At 71.9% G+C, this 19,647-nt stretch carries 12 protein-coding genes; 5 read left to right on the forward strand and 7 right to left on the reverse strand.

Going from position 1 to position 19,647, the window contains the following annotated elements; all coding sequences use genetic code 11:
* Positions 1 to 30 precede the first annotated feature (30 nt).
* On the reverse strand, positions 31 to 558 hold the full coding sequence (locus tag BBK14_RS17905) for a peptidylprolyl isomerase (protein ID WP_071063993.1): 528 nt from the start codon (positions 556 to 558) through the stop codon (positions 31 to 33).
* Positions 559 to 971: 413 nt separating this feature from the next.
* On the opposite strand from BBK14_RS17905, the gene BBK14_RS17910 reads away from it, so the two are divergent.
* Positions 972 to 1,694 (forward strand): hypothetical protein, encoded by a 723-nt coding sequence (locus tag BBK14_RS17910; RefSeq protein WP_071063995.1) that lies wholly within the window; start codon positions 972 to 974, stop codon positions 1,692 to 1,694.
* Positions 1,695 to 1,959: 265 nt separating this feature from the next.
* Here the strand turns inward: BBK14_RS17910 and BBK14_RS17915 are convergent, their stop codons facing one another.
* Together BBK14_RS17915 and BBK14_RS17920 are read right to left on the reverse strand one after the other, a co-directional pair.
* Positions 1,960 to 3,726 (reverse strand): FAD-dependent oxidoreductase, encoded by a 1,767-nt coding sequence (locus BBK14_RS17915; RefSeq protein WP_083391046.1) that lies wholly within the window; start codon positions 3,724 to 3,726, stop codon positions 1,960 to 1,962.
* Between the two features lie 79 nt (positions 3,727 to 3,805).
* The gene (locus BBK14_RS17920; RefSeq protein WP_071063997.1) at positions 3,806 to 6,199 is read right to left on the reverse strand and encodes a hypothetical protein; all 2,394 of its coding nucleotides are present in this window, start codon (positions 6,197 to 6,199) and stop codon (positions 3,806 to 3,808) included.
* 950 nt (positions 6,200 to 7,149) lie between these two features.
* Between BBK14_RS17920 and BBK14_RS17925 the strand changes: the two genes are divergently transcribed.
* Positions 7,150 to 8,295: a universal stress protein gene (locus BBK14_RS17925; RefSeq protein ID WP_071063999.1), complete on the forward strand. Its 1,146-nt coding sequence runs from the start codon at positions 7,150 to 7,152 to the stop codon at positions 8,293 to 8,295.
* Between the two features lie 17 nt (positions 8,296 to 8,312).
* Here the strand turns inward: BBK14_RS17925 and BBK14_RS17930 are convergent, their stop codons facing one another.
* The 3 genes from BBK14_RS17930 to BBK14_RS17940 form a co-directional block, all read right to left on the reverse strand.
* Positions 8,313 to 10,109: a C2 family cysteine protease gene (locus BBK14_RS17930; RefSeq protein WP_071064001.1), complete on the reverse strand. Its 1,797-nt coding sequence runs from the start codon at positions 10,107 to 10,109 to the stop codon at positions 8,313 to 8,315.
* 141 nt (positions 10,110 to 10,250) lie between these two features.
* Positions 10,251 to 11,423, reverse strand: coding sequence for a phosphotransferase family protein (locus BBK14_RS17935; RefSeq protein ID WP_235013775.1), 1,173 nt, complete (start codon positions 11,421 to 11,423; stop codon positions 10,251 to 10,253).
* A 74-nt stretch (positions 11,424 to 11,497) separates the two neighbouring features.
* Positions 11,498 to 12,682, reverse strand: a complete 1,185-nt coding sequence (locus tag BBK14_RS17940) for a phosphatase PAP2 family protein (RefSeq protein ID WP_071064003.1) — start codon at positions 12,680 to 12,682, stop codon at positions 11,498 to 11,500.
* Between the two features lie 751 nt (positions 12,683 to 13,433).
* Between BBK14_RS17940 and BBK14_RS17945 the strand changes: the two genes are divergently transcribed.
* From BBK14_RS17945 to ahcY, 3 genes are all read left to right on the forward strand, one after another.
* Entirely contained in the window at positions 13,434 to 13,640 is a 207-nt protein-coding gene (locus BBK14_RS17945) for a DUF1918 domain-containing protein (protein WP_071064005.1), read from the forward strand.
* Positions 13,641 to 14,055: 415 nt separating this feature from the next.
* A complete protein-coding gene (locus tag BBK14_RS17950) occupies positions 14,056 to 16,644 on the forward strand; it encodes an efflux RND transporter permease subunit (protein ID WP_071064007.1) in 2,589 nt (862 codons plus the stop codon).
* A gap of 214 nt (positions 16,645 to 16,858) precedes the next feature.
* Complete coding sequence (gene ahcY / locus BBK14_RS17955) at positions 16,859 to 18,295, forward strand: adenosylhomocysteinase (protein WP_071064009.1); 1,437 nt, start codon at positions 16,859 to 16,861, stop codon at positions 18,293 to 18,295.
* A 133-nt stretch (positions 18,296 to 18,428) separates the two neighbouring features.
* Here the strand turns inward: ahcY and BBK14_RS17960 are convergent, their stop codons facing one another.
* Positions 18,429 to 19,154: a hypothetical protein gene (locus BBK14_RS17960; RefSeq protein ID WP_071064011.1), complete on the reverse strand. Its 726-nt coding sequence runs from the start codon at positions 19,152 to 19,154 to the stop codon at positions 18,429 to 18,431.
* Positions 19,155 to 19,647 lie beyond the last annotated feature (493 nt).

Genomic DNA, 19,647 nt, shown 5'->3' on the forward strand with positions numbered 1-19,647 from the left:
CGCGCCGCCCCTGCCCTCATGATCGACGCTTCAGGCCGGGCGGCGTTCGACGACGATCTCCTGAACCACCACGTCGGTCTTGGGGCGGTCCTGAGCGCCGGTCGGCGTCTTACCGATCTTGTCGACGACGTCCGTCCCCCGGGTGACCTCGCCGAAGATCGTGTGCTTGCGGTTCAGCCAGTCGGTGGCCGCCGTGGTGATGAAGAACTGGGAGCCGTTCGTGCCCGGGCCCGCGTTCGCCATCGCGAGCAGGTACGGACGGTCGAACCGCAGGTCGGGGTGGAACTCGTCGGCGAACTGGTAGCCGGGGCCGCCCCGGCCGCTGCCGAGCGGGTCGCCGCCCTGGATCATGAAGTTCGGGATCACCCGGTGGAAGATCGTCCCGCTGTACAGCGGCACACCGGTCTTCTTCTCGCCGGTCGCGGGGTCGGTCCACTCCCGGGACCCGGTCGCGAGCCCGACGAAGTTCTTGACCGTCTTCGGCGCGTGATCCGGGAACAACCTGATCTCGATGTCGCCCTGAGTCGTGCGCACCGTCGCGTACAGCTCCTCGGCCATGGGGCCTCTCTTCTCTCCGTCTTTTCGGCACGTACGGCGTGTCCTGGCCCCGATCGTATGCCGCACCTCCGACCGGAACCTGGCGCGCCGCCCGCGGCCGGCTCCCGGACATCCCGACAGGCACGCCGGACGCCGCCCCGGCCCCGGGCCGTACCCGAGCGGCACCACGGTCCGCGCCCACACGGGACCACGGTGATCGTCGGTACCCGGGACAGCACAGGGCATGTGTCGCAAGGGTAGGTGACACGACCCGACGTCCCGTCGCGTTGTTAGGAGCCACCGAACGGGGTACGGGACACTGCACAGATCTTGACGGCGCGTATCAACACACGCCGGTGGAGCCGTGGCCGGCCGCCGGCGCGATCCGGCACCAGGATCGCGACAGGCCACGACGCAATAAGCGAAGGGATGCCATGAGCACGACACTCAAGGACAGGCTCGCGCACGTGACGGACGCCGCGCCGGTGAGCGGGCTCCCTGGCGCGGCGAAGAACGCGGCGGATCGCGCCGGCGCGGCGGCGTCGAAAGCCGCGTTGAAGGCCGGCAGCACCGCGGGCTCGGCGGCGCACGCCACCCGTGACGCCAGCAGCACACTCGTGCACCGGGTCTCCGACGTCTCCGGCGCCGGGGGGACGGCCGCGGGCAAGGCTGCCGGCAAGGCCGCGGGGCTCGCCGTCGGCAAGGCGTCGGCGGTGTCGGGCCGGACGGCCCGGCGGATCGAGAAGGCCCGCTCCAGCGCGGAGCTGTCGGCCGAGCGGGCGCGGATGGCGACCGAGCTCCGGTTGGAGAAGTCGCGGTCGCGCAAGGCCGTCCGCTCCGAGTCGAAGGCCCGCCAGCGGGCCGACCGCGCTCAGGAGCTACTGGAGAAGCGACTGGAGAAGGCCGAGGTGAAGCTCGCCCGGGTGCACCGCCGCCGGCGGCGCGGAGTCGTGACGCTGTTCCTCATCGGCGTCGGCGCGGCCGCCGCCGTCGCGGCGCGCCGCTACCTGGCCAGCGCCGACACCGAGACGATCACGGCCGAGCCGGTCACCCCGCTGCGCTCCGACCTCGCCGACGGCGTGAGCCCGGAGGTGACCTCCGGGCTCGAGGAGATGCCCGGCGTCGACACCATGACCGAGGCTGGCCGGCGCACCTGAGCGGCGCGTGGTGCCCGGCCCTTCCTCGGGCCGGGCACCGCCTGCCGTCGGCTCAGACGCCCCGCTGGTTCCGATACCGCCGGCTCGTCCGAGGCCGTCAGTTCAGACGTGGCCGGGAAGGGGCTGGGATGCGCCCTCGGCTGCACCAGCCGACTCCAGCCGGCCGCCGAGTGATCATGAACAGCCCGACGAGCATCGCTGCCGGTCACATCCAGAAATGTGATTCTGATCACAACTTACAGGGGAGTCTCCTGGCCACCGCCAGCTACCGCATCCCGGGCAGATCCGTATTCGTGCTAGTCAGGGTACTTATTTCATAATGTCCCGGTGCGTCCGCGGGCACCGCCGGGTTCCGCGGTGCCACCGGCGCGATCCGCCGGTACGCCGCGCCCACCGGCGGGCGGGGGTCGGTGTCGCCCCGGTTCGGCCAGAAGGCCATCGCCCGCTCCGCCATCGCCGTGATCGTCAGCGAGGGGTTCACCCCGAGGTTCGCCGGCACCGCCGAGCCGTCCACAACGTGCAGGCCGGGATGACCGAAAACCCGGTGATACGGGTCGATCACGCCCCGGGCGGGATCAGCGGCCAGGACCGCCCCGCCGAGGATGTGCGCCGTCAGCGGGATGTCGGCCAGCTCGGTGATCGCGCCTCCCGGATACCCGCCCAGCCGCTCCGCCACCAGCCGCGCCGCCTGGTTGCCCTCCGGTATCCAGGTCGGGTTGGACTCCCCGTGGCCAGCGTGGCTCGTCAGCCAGGACGTCCCGAACGGCCCGCGGCGCCGGCTGACGGTGAGCGAGTTGTCCCGGGACTGCATGACGAGAGCGATCATGGTTCGCTCCGACCACCGCCACGGCAGGGCGAGCAGCGTGAGGTACGGGCGGCGGGYCAGCAGCAGCAGGTGCTTCGCCCAGCGTGGCAGGGAGMCGCCGCCGTCGGTCATGGCACTCGACAGGAACGCCATGAGGTTGCTGCCCCGGCCGTACCGGACAGGTTCCACGTGCGTGTGATCGTTCGGGTAGAAGGACGACGTTATGGCCACCCCCCGGGTGATCCGTTCATCCGGCCGCAGCCGGGTCGCGCCCAGGATCGCCTCGGAGTTCGTCCTGGTCAGGTGGCCGACCCGGTCGGAGATGCCGGGCAGGTGCCCCTGTTCGCGCATGCCGAGCAGGAGGCGCTGGGTTCCCAGGGCGCCCGCGGCGAACACGACCTGGCGGGCCGTCCAGCGCCGCGCGTCCCGCCGCCGGCTGCCGGTGCGCACCGTCTCGACCTCGTAGCCACCGCGCCCGTCGGGGCACACCGAGCGCACGGTCGTGTCCGCCACGATGCGGGCGCCCAGCCCTTCGGCCAGGTGGAGGTAGTTGCGGTCCAGGGTGTTCTTCGCGCCGCGCCGGCATCCCGTCATGCACTCGCCGCACTCGACGCAGCCCGTCCGGGCCGGGCCGGCGCCGCCGAAGTAGGGATCGGGAACCGTCACCCCCGGCTCGCGCTGGCCGTCGCGGCCGAAGAACACGCCGACGTCGGTCAGGCGGAAGGTGTCCTCGACGCCCATATCCCGTGCGACGTCCCGGAAGACCTCGTCCGCCATGGTCATCGACGGGTTCCGGGTGGAGCCGAGCATGCGCTCGGCCTGGCCGTAGAACGGCCCGAGCTCGGCACGCCAGTCGGCGATGTCCGCCCACTGGGGATCGTCGTAGAAACCGTCCAGGGGCCGGTACAGCGTGTTCGCGTAGACGACCGATCCACCGCCGACCGCTGCTCCGGAGAGCACCAGCACCCGCCCGAGCAGGGTGATCTTCTGGATCCCGTGGCACCCGAGCCGCGGCAGCCACAGGTACCTGCGGATGTCCCAGCTCGTCTTCGGCAGTGTCGCCGGGGTGAACCGGCGGCCGGCCTCGACGACCGTGACGCGGTAGCCCTTCTCGGCCAGGCGGAGCGCGGTCACGCTGCCCCCGAACCCGCTGCCGATCACCAGGACGTCGCAGTCGTCCCGAGGCTCGATGTCCGCGCCCGACCGCTCGGTCTCGTCGCCGCCCATGTGCCCCATCATGCCGCCAGGCATTCAGGTGCGCCGGGGCGCCGGGAACGGAGCGTGACGGACGACCATCGCGCTCTACTCAATCTTCCGTGAGCGGCTCCGCTTCCTGGCTCGTACCGTTCTGCACGCCCGCGGTGCCCGGCGGGGTCTGGGCCGATGAGCCCTCAACAATCGAGTCACCGCCCACCAGGTCACCAGGCTCCGAGTCACCGGCCGCCGAGTCACCAGGCTCCGAGTCACCGGCTGCTGAGATACCGGCCGTCTGGAGTCGCTTCGCCTCCTCGTTGCGTCGGGCCTCCTCCGCTCCGGCGGCCGCCGCCGCGGCGATCGCGGCGAGATCCGGCGGCGGGGGCGGCGGGGGCGGCGGGGGCGGCGGGGGCGGCGCGGCAGGCGACTGCTCCACCGGGCCCGCCCGATTCACCTGACTAGCCGATTTAGCCGAACTCGCCTGGTTCGCCACGACGTCCGAGGTCGAGGCCGGACGGGCCGGCGGCGCCGGAGGGTTCGCGGCGGGGGAACGCCCGGGCCGCACCGAGCCCGTCTTCGTCGCGGCGGCGGTGGTGACCGCCGCGACCGGACCGGCCGGTGGCGGTCCGGCGGCCCGCACCGGGGTGGACGTTCTCGCGGACGCCCCCGCCGCGGACGGCCCAGGCGCCGACGGCGGTGCCGGTCGCGGCGGACGCTCCGGGGCGGCCCGCCAGCCCAGGCAGGACTTGCAGCCACACTCGGTCACGCCCAACGGCAGCCGGTCCATCCGCCACCGGATGTTGTCGGCCACATCGTCGCCGTTCACCCAGACACCGTTGGCGACGAAGTTGACCAGGTGGGTGGCCAACTCCACCGGAGCCCAGTCTCCTTCGGAGAGAACCTCGTAGACCCGCCTGTCCAGCTCCGCGAAGTCCTCGACCTGGCGGCGCAGCATCTTCGCGAGGATTTCGATCACCTGGCGGGTTGCCATCCGGATCTCGTCCACGACAGGTGACTCGACCGGTTCCGGCTCGGCTTCCGGCTCGGGTTCCGACTCCGGCTCCGGTGCCGCTGCCCGCGGCTGCGGCTGCGGCTGCGGCTGCGGCTGCGGCTGCGATTCAAGCGACGGTGCCTCGGCGGTCGGCGCAGTCGTAGCCGGCGCAGTCGTAGCCGGGGCGGGCGCGGGCGGCTGAGGCGCGGGCATCGTCGGCTGGGACGCGGGCGCGGTCGGCGCAGGGGGCTGAGACACGGGCGCGATCGGCCCGGGCGCCGTCGGCTGAGGCGCGGGCACGGGCACGGGCGGTGCAGGTGTGATCGGCGGCTCGGCGCTCGTCGCGACCCCGCGGAGGGAGGCCTCCGGCGCCCGGGCCGCACCGGCTACCCGCTCGCTCACGGGGACGATCGGCCGCGGCCCGAGTGAACGGCCCGAGGCCGCCGATGCCGAGATGGCCGACGCGGACGCCGACTGCGCGGACGCCGACTGCGCGGACGCCGACTGCGCGGACGCGGACTGCGCCGTCGCAGAAGGTACAGACGATGAAGGCGCAGACGCCGACTGTGCGGACGAGGCTGACTGTGCCGTCGGAGACTGTGCCGCGCCGACGGCCCCTGTCGAGACGTCGGACACTGCGCGGACCGGGCCGCCCGCTGTTCCGGCAGCGACCTCGGAGCCCATCTGGCCGCCACCGAACGGCACGTAGCTCGTCTCGCCGACGGCCATCGGGCGCGCCTCGTCCACCTGCTCCGGGCCGGCCGCGGAGGCTGTGTCTCCCACGGTCACCGGCGCCACCGAGGACGCGGCCACGATCACGTCCGTGACCGCCGAGGGGGGGAGCGTGCGCGGCTTGCGCCGCACCCGGACAACCCCGCGGCCGCCCGCGCTGTACGTCGCGCGCTTGCGGCGGCGGACGAGCGCCGGCCGCTCCAGGGTCCCGGAGGCGAGGCACCCGAAGCCCCGGCCGGGCTCCGACGGCCCGCCCGGTGCCGGGGGGGTCGTGAGCATGCGATCCGACGACGTCACCGCGGCGAGGCCAGGGGTGCGGCGGGCCGGCGCGGCGGTCGCGCCAACCAGCTCCGTGTCCCGCTGCTCGACGTCCTCGCCGGCAAGCCGGTAGCCGCCCGCACGCGCGACCGCGACGGGCACGCTCAGCAGATACCGCGCCGGCCGGCCGGCCGCGGGCCGGGTGATCGTCACGAGCCAGCCGTTCGCCCGCAGCCGCGACAGTTGCCGCTGCGCGTGGGTACGGCTGTAGTCCGTCTGCTCGCAGAGCAGCGACAGGCCGAGCGAGGTGGCGTAGGCACCGCTCGGCGCCGGCCGGTCCGCCGGGGCGCAGTGCCTGGAGATCGCGAAGGCGACGACCTTCATCGCGGGCGTGACGCCCGACTTGGCGTTCAGGAGAGCGTCGTTCCAGTCCTCCGTGCTCGCGACCGGGACACCTCGATCGGGAGTACTGACCATCACTAGGGCGCCAGGAATGACTAACTGGGTCATGGTGTCGGAAGCCACGTTCCTCCTTCCCTCAGATGGCGGGCGTCTCCCGGTGCCGGAGGCCGCCGCCCCCGCGGCTCCTCCGCTCGCGACCGACCGGTCACGGGTACGCAGCCGCCGACTGGCGCGTTCGATGGTCTTTGGTATCAGTCGTGGAGGCCGTCCAGTGATGCTGAGATCGCGTTGTTGTGCGGTCTCGTAGTTGTCCGATCGCTTTATCGGGCATTTAGCCAGGAACTCAGGGTGCGCGCTCCCGGGGGCACGGCGCTCACCCCCGGAGCGCGCAGGTTGTCGAATGCACCTTTGTCATCTGAGCCAGGCCGCTCCGGCAGCACCCGGAACCCCGGCGGGGAGACAACGATACGCGGGCCTTCGTCCGCTCACGTACGTTACTCCGCCCCCCGCGGCGACGCGCCGGGGCCGACCACCGCCCACCCACGTCCAGAACACAGCTCCCTCACCGCGTCGTGTGACCGCGAAGTCACCGGGTGCTCCAACCATCGGCGGTGACCTCGATGCGCGGACGCAGAGCATACAAAGAGCGCACACCGGCCGGGGAGGGAATCGTCCGTGCCAGTCCGGAATGATCGGCACCAMCCGGTTGGGCCCGCCGGCTCCGAGCCAGACTGCGCACAGTGAGGCCACGCTCCGGCCACAGCGCATGATTCGATCGAATTTTCTCTGCTGCGCCGAGGTCAAAAACCTCTCGCGAATCACAACGTTGAGGATCTTTATTCGCAATCATCGGCACACATCAGAGTCGAGCTCAACCCAAAAAAGCGACAACTGATTGATGTCACAGCGGTGTCCGGCCGCCCGCCACCCCCACCCGGCAACAACGATCTGCTCGCCAGACAGCTCGGGTTCCCGCTCGACGAGCCGGGTAGGTCCGCTCCGACGGCACGTCCCGCCGCCGTCGCCGAGGTGCGACCCGGGACGGACAGATCGCGCCGAGCAGGAGGACAACGATGACCGACGGCGCCCCGACCGGCACGCAGGCGGACCAGACCCCGGAACGAACCGGCGCGCCGGCGACCGAGCGGCACAGCGGCCCTACGGTGGGCACAGCAGCCGACATCGTGGTCGGGATCGACGGATCCCCCGGCTCCGCGGCGGCGTTGACCTGGGCGGCCGCCGAGGCCGGCCGGCGCGGCCTGCGGGTGCGCGCCGTCCTCGGGTCCTGCGCCGACGAGCAGCCCGCCGCCGTACGCAGGTCCGCCGACGCGATCGCCGGGCCGCACGACGAGGCCACCTTGGCCTTCGCGGCCAGCCACCTCCTGCATGAGACGATCAGTGCTGCCCCCATCCCCGCGGGACTCGAGGTCCTCGAGGAGGTGGTGGACGCTCCTGGCGCCGAGGCCCTGCTCACCGCCGGCCGGGACGCCGCCATGATCGTCGTCGGAGCGCGCGGGCGCGGGCTCCTGCACCGCCTGCGGCTCGGATCGGTGAGTACGTCCGTGGCCGTCCATTCCCCCGTGCCAGTGGTCGTCGCGCGACTCCCCCGTTCGGGGGATGCCGGCGAGCCCGATGCGGACGGCCTCGCCGGTGCCGGGCCGGTCGCCGACGGGCGGCTGAGCCCCACGAGCGCACCGGGGCAGGGCCCGCCGCACCGGCGGCCGGTGGTCGTCGGGGTCGACGGCTCACCCAACTCGCTGGCCGCGCTGCGGTGGGCCGCGGTCACGGCGGCACTGCGTGGGGCACCGCTGCATGTCATCCACAGTTGGCTCGCCGCGGTCCCCCTCCCGCTCGCCGAGACGTCCGGGGAGATCGTGCAGGCGCTCGAAGGCCAGGCGCGGGCCGTGCTGGACGAGTCCCTCGAACAGGTCCTCGGCCCGATCCCCGGCGGCGAGCCAGGGGAGCCCGCCGAGCCGGGCGGTACGGAGCCCGCCGTGCTCCGGCTCGCCGCTCCGGCGCCCGGCTCCGGGGAGATCGACGTCTGCCGTCAGCTGGTACCCGCCTCTGCCACCCGGGCCCTCCTCGAGGCCAGCCACGACGCCGACCTGCTGGTCGTCGGAGCCCGGGGCAAGGGCGGATTCGCCGAGCTCCTCCTGGGCTCGGTCAGCCACCAGACGATGCTGCACTCCGCCGCCCCCGTAGCGATCATCCGGGCCTGACGCCCGGAGAAGGTCGCTCATCGAGCCGGCGGACCGCGGCCGGTCGAAGCCCACTGGACGCCCGCCAGCGCCGGCTTCAGGCCGTCCCAGTCGCGCCAGTCCAGCCGGTTGTCGGTGCCGGTCTGATCCCACGGGTTGCGGAGGAGGACCTGCCCCGTCCGCGCGTCCGCCTTCAGTACCGCGTAGGCGTGGTTGGGCACCAGCCCGCAACCCGGCGGCAGGTCCGAACGCGTCACGACGGTCACCACCCCACCGGCTGCCAGCCTGGCGGCGAGCTCGTCGACACCCACGGCGGACGGCGGGCGGCGGGCGGCGGTTGTACCGGTCAGGTACTCCATCGCGGTGGCGGGGTCACCGCCCTCAAGACGCGCGTAGCTGCCAGCCATCCGCGCACAGGCCTTCTCGTAGAGCGCGGCCCAGAGCTCCGGCTCGCCCGCGGCGTTGTCCGCGTCCGCGGCGATCTCCTGCCCGGCCCCCGCCCGGGCAGGCAGGCTTCTGGTGACCGTGACCGGGACCGCRCCGGTAGGAAGGTGGACGGTGACGCTGACCGTCCCGTTCGGGTTCTCCCGCAGATTGCGGCGCAGCAGCCCCGGATCGGCCTGCGCGATACCGATGAGCGCGGCCAGGAGGTAGCAGTCCCCCACCGCGCCCTGGCCGACGTCCGACGGGGTGACACCGCTCGCCCAGACCGGATCGCGACCGTGGTCGCGCATCGTCAGGTCGCCGGTGGACGGCGGATGCCCCGCGGTGTACGCCCACGGCCGATACCGCCCGCCCATGGACGGTTCGAGGCCGGGGAACAGCCGCGCGATCTCGGCCACCATCGACGCCGGCGCCCCGCGCAGGAGCAGGTCGCCAAGGGAGAGGACGGCCGGCAGGAGGCCCAGCGTGCGCAGCTCCACCCGGGTCGGCGCGATACGGACCGCGGCGGCGAGCACCTCCAGCGGGCGCCCCCGCAGCCCGCCGATGACCGCCCGCAGCTCGGCCGGGCCGAGTCGGCCCAGCCGGGTGGACAGCTCGCTCAGCTCACGCGGATCGAGGCGGAACGGGTCCGCGCCGATCGACGCGGTCAGCTCGGCCACGGTGCGCGCTGTGTCCGCGCCCGCCGACCGCGGTTCGGTGAGCCGGGCGGCGTGCTGCATCTCGGGACCCGGCGCCCGCTCCACGGCCGGAGCGGATGTCGCAAACCCGCCGGACCCGCCGAACCCGGCAGACGCGCCAGACGCGCCAGACGCGGCGTAGGCCAGTCTGCCGTCGATGGCGCCGGCCATGTCGGGTGCCTCGGCCGCCACCCGGTCTAGGCCCCGACAGCACCCCTCCGCCGCCAGGGCACCACCCATGTCACCGGGCAGGGCGTGCGCCACGCGCCTGACCTCGGCCGCGAGCCGGGCCGCGTCGTCCGCGGCACGCCGGAGCCGGCGGGCCAGCTCCGCGAGCCGCTCCGGAGAGAAGGCAACGCCCACGACGGCCGGATGAGAGACGGGCGAGCGCGGGGCGCTCACCGCCGCCGGCCCGAGCGTCACGGCCCCCCAGGCGCCCCGAGCCGCAAGGAACTCCAGACGCACCGCCTGCTCCCGCGCCGCACGGGCGCCGGCCGCGAGCGCGGACGTCCACTCGTCGATGCGGCCATGGCAGCGGCGCTGCCAGGGTGACCGCCAGGTCTTGTCGTCGTCCAGGACGATCACCGGCGCAAGCAACGACGAGCTCTCCACCGCGACCCGGCGCAGCACCGCCGCCGCGGCGGCGACCGGAGCCCTTTCGGCCCACTGCCCTTCGATCCACTGCCCTTCGATCCGCTGCCCCTTGATCGACAATAGTCACACTCCGACCACATCTGTGACACGAAACGTGATGATCAACGGTATCCGCGTTCCACCCGCGGTGGACCAGCGCGTCGGTAGAGGACAACAGACAGTTCCGCCAGTCAGAGCAGCGGCCGCAGGTCGAGGGCGGCGCTAGAGGCCGGCCGCCGCCATCACGCGCAGGCACCGCTTCTCGAGGTGTGTGACGACCTGCCAGTACTCGCGGAACGCCGGGTTGGTCGTCTGGCCGTGGTGGTAGCGGAAGTAGATCTGCTGCGCGATGACAGCCAGCCGGAACAGCCCGAACACCTGGTAGAAGGGCCATCTGCCGACGTCCAGCCCGCGCCGTGCCGCGTAGTACTCGACGATCTCCGCCCGGGTGGGCATGCCCGGGCTGTGGGTCGGCTGGCGCCGGGTGAGCCGGAAGAGGTCGTCGTCGTCAGCCTGCACCCAGTACGCGAGGGCACCCCCGAGGTCCATCAGCGGATCGCCGAGGGTGGCCATCTCCCAGTCGAGGACGCCACTGATTCGGGGGAGGCCGTCGTCGTCGATACGGGCCACGTCGAAGACCACGTTGTCGATGCGGAAGTCGTTGTGGATGACGCACGTCGCGACGTCCTCGGGGGCGTACTCCATGAGCCAGCGCACGACGACCTCGAAGGAGGGCACGTTCGGCGTGCGGGCCTCCCGGTAGCGCCGGGCCCAGCCGGTCAGCTGCCGATCGACATACCCGGCACCGCGTCCCAGGTCGGACAGCCCGTGGGCGACCGGGTCGATGTCATGCAGGGCGACCAGGAGATCCACGACGTGGAAGGCGAGACGGCGCGTCCGCTCCGGGTCGAAGGTGAGTGAGCGCGGGAACTCCGAGCGCGGGATGACGCCGGGCACCCGCTCCATGATGTAGAACTCCGAGCCGATCACCGTGGGGTCGTCGCAGAAGGCGACCATCCGCGGGACGTACCGGAACGCCGGGCGCAGCCGGGCCTGCACCCGGTACTCCCGCGCCATGTCGTGTGCGCCGGACGCCTTCCGCCCGTGCGGCGGCCGCCGCAGGACGAGGTCGCGGTCCTCGTAGCGCAGGAGGTAGGTCAGATTGGACGCGCCGCCGGAGAACTGCCGGACCTGCGGGCGGCCCGGCGGCGGGATGGAACGGGCGACGGGCGGGCGCTCGGTCAGCACCCCCGCGCCGGTCGCGACCCCCATCTCGGCCGCGCCGACCGCGGCCCGCTCCTGCAGCCGGCGCCGAAGCCAGCCGTCCACCGCGGGTACGTCGAACGCGTCCTCGTCGCGCACCGGGCGTGACCCCGCGAGATCATCCACCGCCATCCGCCGAGCCTAGTGCCGGGAACGGCTGTCCGACCGAGGCATCGGCAGGAGTGACCGCGGACGATCGGCGGCGGTCAGCCGCTCTCGCCGTCGGCGGATTCCACCGCGGCGACGTCGGCCCGCGCCGCCGTGTGCGGACGGTCCTCCGGCTCGGTGCCGCCCGATGGGAGCGGGCCCGGTGGGAACGGACGCTGTGCGGGCAGGTCAGCGCGGGGAGGCCCGCCGCGCGCGGCAGGAAGCACCGCCGTGAGGACCACGGAGGAGGGCACGCCCACCGGGTGGTCCATACCCGTCCCGTGGTCTGTTCCAGTCCGCGGATCCGTATCAGTCGTGTTCCCGACACCCGCGCCGACACCCACGCCACCGAGGGCTCCGGACGGCGAGCCGGCAAGCGACGCGGTGGCCTCACCCGCCCGTCCCCACAGCCGCTGGCCGGCGGCGATGGTCCACAGTCGCATCCGGGCGTGCGCCTCGAGCCGGGTGAGCTGAACCGCCGTGGCCACCAGGCTGCCGCCGATCACGCCGTCCAGCCAGTAGTGGTTCGCGGTGATCACGACGACGACGGTTGTGATCACCGGGTGCGCGATGATGAGCCACCGCGCGCGTGAGCGCAGGATGCGCACCACTCCCCAGGCGACCAGGATCGACCAGCCGACGTGCAGGCTCGGCATGGCCGCGTACTGGTTGGCCACCGCGTCACCGGCGGTGTACGGGGACGGCCCGAAGACCGCGCCGGTGTCGACGAGGGTGACGTGCGGCAGTTCCTGCGGCAGGAACCGGGGCGGCGCCAGCGGGTACAGAATGTGGATCATGAGCGCGGCGCCGGTCGACACGAGGATCACCGTGCGCACCCGGGGCCAGTAGTCCCGGTGGCGGATCATCACCCACAGCAGGAACGTGATCGACGCCGGGAAGTGGACCCCGACGTAGAAGCGGTTCGCCAGCTCCAGCAGCTCCGTGGAGTGCAGCGCGAGCTGCTGGACCGCGGACTCGTTGGGCAGGTCGAGCAGGCGTTCCAGGCTCCAGACGTCCCGCGCGTTGGCCAGCGCCTCGGGCTCCCGGCCGACGGCCATCTGCCGCCCCATGCGATAGATCATGTAGAGCGCGGCGAGCAGCAGCACCTGGCCGGCGAAGAAGAGCGTCGTGGCCGCCACGCGACCGGTGCGGGTCGCCCGCCACCCGGCGCTCCCCGAGCCGACCGTGACAGACCCGGTCGCGGACCCGGCCCGCCCGTGCGAAGGAAACGGAATGCTCACCATGAGCCGCCCCGGTGCATCTCACGCCCTCCCGCCGACATGCCCCGTTAACCTCACGTTCCTACCGGCCGATCGGTAAGTAGAGCAAGCTCCTGGGAAGTGTGACCCCGCACTCATCCCCCGGAGACGGCCACGCACTGACCCTCAGTCGCCACGCTCGCTGCGGTCCGCCATCAGCCCGGCACGCATGCGACACGCCGGTCGCCACGACGGGTGACAGTGAGATAAACCAACGGCGAACAACCCTCGGCTATTTCCATCACATCGGGCACTTTCACCCACCGTCGTGTCAGATGCCCGACACCTGTCAGCCACACTTGTGCCCGGCTTGGGCACCGGCATGCCAACAACATGCGGATTCGGTGGTCCGTGGGCGAAGTGTCCGGACTGGACCCACCGTGCACGTCAGGGCGAGACATGGCGCACACCGGGACGTCGGAGCCGACGACTATAGCTGAAATCACATAGTCAGCTCACGGCCGCGGCCGCCGCGGCCGCCGCGGCACCACCCGACGTCCCGCCCCCCCGCGCAAAATTGATGAAACGGACCTTCGCGGCGTTCCGCCCCCTCCAAGCTGCCCGTGGCCGCGAACCGTGTTACTCCGGAACTACCGCTCCACCGGGGCGGCGCCGGCGCTCGCGCCCCGGGCCGGCCGCGCCGGAGGAGCCCGCCGGACAGCCGTGGCGGGCGTGCAGCGATGCGCGTCGCCTCGGTCGGCGGCGTTGCGCACCAATGGCCGAAGGGAGACACATCATGTACGCATCCGTCGGGGACCGCTTCGTCGTCCACGGCCGGACGGTCGGGTCCCCTGAGCGCCATGGGGTGATCACCGAAGTCCGCGGCGTCGCCGGTGGCCCTCCGTACCTGGTCCGCTGGGATGACGGCCATGAGGGCCTGTTCTTCCCGGGTGCCGATTCCACGATCGAGCTGCGGCCGGCGCGGGAGCACGCGAGGACCTGACAGCACCTGACAGCACCTGACAGCAACCGAAGGCGCCCGTCGCCCGGTCCGCCGGGCGTCCGGGCACCTCGCCCGGACGTGACGGACGCTCCGCACACTTCCTGAGCGCCCACACACGCTCGTCCGGACACCCGTTTTTCCGGAGATCGATAGACCGCACGTGCAGTGCCGATCCGAACCCGGCGCACCCGCTCGTACCGGCGGGACTCCTCCTACCAGGGGCAAAGTCCCGCTACCAGCATCAACTGGTCGGTGGTGAGCGGAAYCGTCCGAGGCCGTATGCCGGCCTCGGGATGATTTCCTCCCGCGCAAGGGGTCGGCATGCAGATGTGACGTGCGCTATACACCTTGGAAACCGTTCACGGACGGACCTCACAGGCCCCCCGCGAACATCTTCGATCCCCGGAGCAGCCTGATGCCAAGCTCGCCAGCGCCGTCCGACCCGTCCGCCCCATCTGGTGGGTCGGCGCGATTCTGGTCGGGCCTCGGACGCACGGTCGGCCGCCGGACGGGCGTGGTGGCCGTGGTGGCCTTGATCATCACCGCGGTGCTCGGTCTCGGCCTGACCAAGCTGGAGTTCACCACCGGCCAGGACAACTATCTCAATTCCGACTCGCAGGTCGCCAAGGACAACGTCGCCTACCAGAACCTCTTCGGCGRCCAGGCGATGATCGTCCTGTTCACCACGAAGCCTGGCGCGGATCTCGTCGACCTCTTCACCACCGGCAATGTCAAGAAGTTCCGCGATCTCTCCGCGCGGCTGGAGAAGGACCCGCGCATCGAGAGCGTGATCACCCCGCTCACCGCGCTGCAGTTCACCGCGAACCTGGTCACCAGCCCGGACGGGAATCCGATCAGCAGCCCGGCGGGCCAGATCCTGCTCGACGCCCAGAGCCGCGATCCGAATCCGGACTCCGCGAAGCGGCGGCTTGCCGACTCGCTGCGCACCCTGGAACGAATCAACGCGATACCCGCGGATCGGCGTGACTTCGACGATCCCGACTGGGCGGACTTCCTGCTGCACGACAACACCGGTGCCGTCCGCAAGTCGCTCGAGTCGTTCTTCCCGACCGACCGGACGGCGCAGATGATCGTCCGGTTGAAGGGGAACGCGTCCATCAAGGAAGAGGGCCGCGGAGCGTCCGCCACCGAGGCCGCGGTGCGGGACCTGACCTTCGACAACGCCGACGTCATGACGACCGGCGCCGCCGTGCTGCTCCGTGACATCAACGACTACCTGCGCGGCGGCTTCCTCACGCTCGGCGCCATCTCGCTGGTCATCATGGCCGGGCTGCTGCTGGTCGCCTTCGCCGTGCGTTGGCGGCTGCTCCCGCTGGGGGTGGTGGCGGTCGGCCTCGTCTGGGCGTTCGGGCTCGCGGGCTATCTGGGCGTGCCACTGTCGGTGGTGACCATCGCCGGCATGCCCGTCCTGCTCGGCGTCGGCATCGACTTCGCGGTCCAGCTGCACAGCAGGGTCGAGGAGGAGGCACAGCTCGACCGGGCCCGCGATCCCGTCGCCGAGGCGCTGGCCCGGCTGATGCCGGCCCTGGCGGTGGCCACCGTCGCCGGAATCGTCGCGTTCCTCGCGCTGGAGTTCAGCAAGGTGCCGATGATCCGCGACTTCGGCGTCCTGCTCGCGATCGGCCTGCCGGTCATCGTCGTCGCGACCGTGCTGCTGAGCGCCGCCTCGCTCGGGTTCCGGGAGCGCCGCTCCCCCACCGCGCCGAAGGACTACTCACGAGGCCCGCTCGGACGCGCGGTGGTCGCACTCGGCTCGCTACCTCGAGTGACCRCCATCCCACTCGTCGTGCTCGCGGCCGCGATCTTCGCCGGTGGGCTGGTCGTCGAGGGCGACCTGAAGGTCCAGACCGACCCGGAGAAGTGGGTGAGCCAGGACTCCCAGGTCGTGCACGACATCCAGGACCTCAAGGCGCAGACGGGGTCCAGCAGCGAGCTGGGCGTCTACATCCAGTCCGGTGACGTCTTCGACGACAGGACGGTGAAGTTCGTCCACGACTTCACCTACCAGCAGCTCAAGGAGCACCCCCAGAAACTGCTGACGGCGTCCAGCCTGGTGACGACGATCAGCTTTCTCATGGAGGTGCCCGACACCACGCTCCTCGCCCCGACCGGCGCGGACATCGAGCGGGCCTACCGGGTCACGCCGGAAGCGATCCAGAAGAGCACGGTCAACCTGGACGGCAAGGCACTCAACCTGATCTTCCGGACCGGGCCGGGCGCGCTGGAGGAACGCGCGGTCGTCGTCGACGACATCCGGGCGACGGTCAGCCCGCCCGAGGGGATCCGCGCGACGCCGTCCGGCCTGGCCGTCGTCGGCACCGGCCTGCTGGAGAACTTCGAGAAGAACCGCGTCGAGCTGACGTACTTCGCGCTCATCGGCGTGTTCCTGATCCTGCTGCTGTGGCACCGGAACATCGTCCGCGCGGTGGTGTCGGTGATACCCGTGCTGATCGCGGTGGGGCTCACCGCGATCGTCTCCTGGCTCGCCGGCTTCGACCTCAGCCCGCTGACGGCGGTCGGCGGGCCACTCGTGATCGCGCTGTGCACGGAGTTCACGACACTGATCGTCATGCGGCACATCGAGGAGCGCCGCCGCGGGCGCGACCCGCTGGCCGCCATCGAGGAGGCGGCGGCCCGCACCGGGCGTGCCTTCATGGTGTCCGCGCTCGCCGCGGTGATCGGGATCGTGGTCCTGGCGTTCAGCTCGTTGCCGCTACTGCGCGACTTCGGCCTGGTGGTGGCCCTGAACGTGGGCGTCGCCCTGCTCTCCGCGCTCGTCGTGCTGCCGCCACTGCTGCTGTGGGCGGACGAGCGCGGCTGGGTCTACCGCGGCCCGCGGCTCGCGGCCGGCGCGATCCCGCTGCCCACCCCGGCGACCGCCGGCACCGGGCCGGCCGGGTCGGACGGCACCTCGGCACCGCCCGCCGGGAGCGCGACCCCGCCCGCCGCGGGGGGCTCGGCCGGGCCCACCCCCGAGAGCTGACGGCGCGGTCGGCTCCGCCCTTACCGGACGGGCCGACGGACCCGGTCCGGTGTGACGCGGCCGGACCGGGTCTTCGTCGTTCGGCACCCCTGTGGCACGCTCGACTGACTCGCGCTGTCGCGGCGGACGGCTGTCCGCCATGCCGGCAGCCCGGAAGCGGAACGTGACACCGCCGTACAGGCTCGGCAGCCACCGAGCGCAATGAGGAGAGGGCATGACTTTCGACTTCAAGGTCGCGGATCTCGCGCTGGCCGAGTTCGGCCGCAAGGAGATCCGGCTTGCCGAGCACGAGATGCCCGGGCTGATGGCCACCCGCGCCGAGTACGCGGCCAGCCAGCCACTCAAGGGCGCCCGGATCATGGGCTCCCTGCACATGACGATCCAGACCGCGGTCCTGATCGAGACGCTCGCCGCCCTCGGCGCGGACGTCCGGTGGGTGTCCTGCAACATCTTCTCCACGCAGGACCACGCCGCGGCCGCGGTGGTCGTCGGGCCGAACGGCTCCAAGGACGACCCGAAGGGCGTGCCGGTCTTCGCCTGGAAGGGCGAGACCCTCGATGAGTACTGGTGGTGCACCGACCAGGCGCTGTCCTGGCCGGACGGCGGCGCGCCGAACATGATCCTCGACGACGGCGGTGACGCCACCCTGCTCGTCCACAAGGGCGCCGAGTTCGAGAAGGCCGGCGCCGTCCCGGCGACCGACGCCTCGGACTCCGAGGAGTACGCGATCATCCTGGAGACGCTGCGCCGCACGATCTCCGAGAAGCCCGGCCGGTGGACGACGACCGCGACGTCGGTCAAGGGTGTCACCGAGGAGACCACCACCGGCGTGCACCGGCTGTACGAGATGGCGAAGGCCGGCACGCTCGCCTTCCCCGCCATCAACGTGAACGACTCGGTCACCAAGTCGAAGTTCGACAACAAGTACGGCTGCCGCCACTCCGTCATCGACGGGCTGAACCGGGCGACCGACGTGCTCATCGGCGGCAAGGTCGCGGTCGTCGCCGGCTACGGCGACGTCGGCAAGGGCTGCGCGGACGCGCTGCGCGGCCAGGGCGCCCGCGTCATCGTCACCGAGATCGACCCGATCTGCGCGCTGCAGGCCGCTATGGACGGCTTCCAGGTCGCCACGCTCGAGGACGTCGTCTCGACCGCCGACATCTTCGTGACGACCACCGGCAACTACGACATCATCACGGCCGCGCACATGGCCGCGATGAAGCACCAGGCGATCGTGTCGAACATCGGGCACTTCGACAACGAGATCGATATGGCCGGCCTCACGAAGACTCCCGGCATCGAGAAGATCAACATCAAGCCGCAGGTCGACGAGTGGGTGTTCCCGGACGGGCACTCGATCATCGTGCTGGCCGAGGGCCGGCTGATGAACCTCGGCTGCGCCACCGGCCACCCGAGCTTCGTGATGTCGAACAGCTTCACCAACCAGGTGATCGCCCAGATCGAGCTGTTCACCAAGACCGAGCAGTACCCGGTCGGCGTCTACACGCTGCCCAAGCACCTGGACGAGAAGGTCGCCCGGCTGCACCTGGACGCCCTGGGCGTCAAGCTCACAACGCTGACGAAGCAGCAGGCCGACTACATCGGCGTGCCGGTGGAGGGCCCGTACAAGCCGGACCACTACCGCTACTGAGCACAGGCGCTCGCCTCGCCGAGCCGCCGTGAACACGAGGGCCGTCCCGATCGATCGGGACGGCCCTCGTCGTCGTTGGGGCCCGGCTGCCGCCCTGGGAGTTCGCGGCCCACGGCCCGCGGCGCAGGTGGGCTCAGGCGGCCGGGGCGCCGGGATCGGTCTGGGACCAGCACAGGGTGGTCCAGACGACCGTGCCGGCGCCGTCCCCATCCGGCGCGGTGCCGCCGCCGGTGAACGCGCCGGCCTCGGTCACGCCGCCCCCGGTCGCGGGGCTGGTGCTCTCGGGGCCGGCGGCACCGGGACTGGTGAGCGCGGTCTGGCCGGGGCCGGGCTGGTCCACAGGAGTGACCGGACCAGCCGGACCAGCCGGACCAGCCTGGTCAGGCAGATCGGTGGGCTGGGTGCTGGCCGGTGCCGACTCGGGATCCAGCGACGGGAGCGAGTACCAACCGGCGGGCAGCAACGCCCCGGAATCCGCGATGACGGGCGTCTCGATGTCGGTCGGGATCACGTCAGGGACCACCAGCTCGGAGGCACCGGACGGGCATGTCAGGCCTGGGGTATCGGTGACCTGGGCGGACGGCTGGTCCGTGCCCGACTCCGTGCGGCACAGCACCGCGGACCGGGGCGGCCAGAAGGACGCGGTGTGCGCGTAGTAGCCGGCCTCGAGCCGCACCGGCGGGCCGGGGTCCGGTTCGTCGCCGGTGACGGCGACCTCGAACTCCTGCCCGCTTGGGCACTCGGCCCCCGGGGTGCCACCTGCTCGGGCCGCCGTCTGGCCGGTGATCGCGAACGTGCCGGCGATCAGAACGGCCACGAGCCCCGCCCGGCCCACTGAGAACGATCGTGCGACGGTCATGGTGACACCCTCCCTCTACGGACGATCAGACAAACACGCCGGGTGAACATCGGTGCCGAGTTCGCGGGCAACACACGGCCTGTCAGCTTGGCGACAGGGCACAGCCGGACCACCACGACCGCGGCGCGGCGCGGCGACGCCCACCGCGCCGGTACAGCCGTGCCAGCCGCGGCACCGCCGGAGTCGGCCCGCTCGGCCGACCCAGATGTGACGGGTTCCCAGCGCAACGGTAGGAATCCCTCTTGTACGGATCGCCGTGGGATCGCATGCGAAACAGCCTGGGGCCGACCACCAGACGGCGGCCGCGGGCCGCGGCCGGGCCACCCGGACACCACACAGACGCGAAGAGGAACACGTGACCCATGAAACGTAGCGTGCAGGCCCCGTCCTTCAGGGCGGGGTTAGCGCGTCGACTCCGCCGTCAGGGTGACAGTCGAATGATGTATTCTGCCGGTCGTGGGGAGTCGGGTTGTGAAGCGGGCCTACAGGTACC

The sequence above is a fragment of the Parafrankia soli genome (assembly GCF_001854695.1).
GTDB classification, from domain to species: domain Bacteria; phylum Actinomycetota; class Actinomycetes; order Frankiales; family Frankiaceae; genus Parafrankia; species Parafrankia soli.

Coding starts and splice junctions, on each gene's coding strand:
- BBK14_RS17940 (WP_071064003.1), bottom strand. CDS start 12,682: ATGGTGAGCATTCCGTTTCCTTCGCACGGGCGGGCCGGGTCCGCGACC.
- BBK14_RS17945 (WP_071064005.1), top strand. CDS start 13,434: ATGTACGCATCCGTCGGGGACCGCTTCGTCGTCCACGGCCGGACGGTC.
- ahcY (WP_071064009.1), top strand. CDS start 16,859: ATGACTTTCGACTTCAAGGTCGCGGATCTCGCGCTGGCCGAGTTCGGC.
- BBK14_RS17910 (WP_071063995.1), top strand. CDS start 972: ATGAGCACGACACTCAAGGACAGGCTCGCGCACGTGACGGACGCCGCG.
- BBK14_RS17905 (WP_071063993.1), bottom strand. CDS start 558: ATGGCCGAGGAGCTGTACGCGACGGTGCGCACGACTCAGGGCGACATC.
- BBK14_RS17960 (WP_071064011.1), bottom strand. CDS start 19,154: ATGACCGTCGCACGATCGTTCTCAGTGGGCCGGGCGGGGCTCGTGGCC.
- BBK14_RS17935 (WP_235013775.1), bottom strand. CDS start 11,423: ATGGCGGTGGATGATCTCGCGGGGTCACGCCCGGTGCGCGACGAGGAC.
- BBK14_RS17925 (WP_071063999.1), top strand. CDS start 7,150: ATGACCGACGGCGCCCCGACCGGCACGCAGGCGGACCAGACCCCGGAA.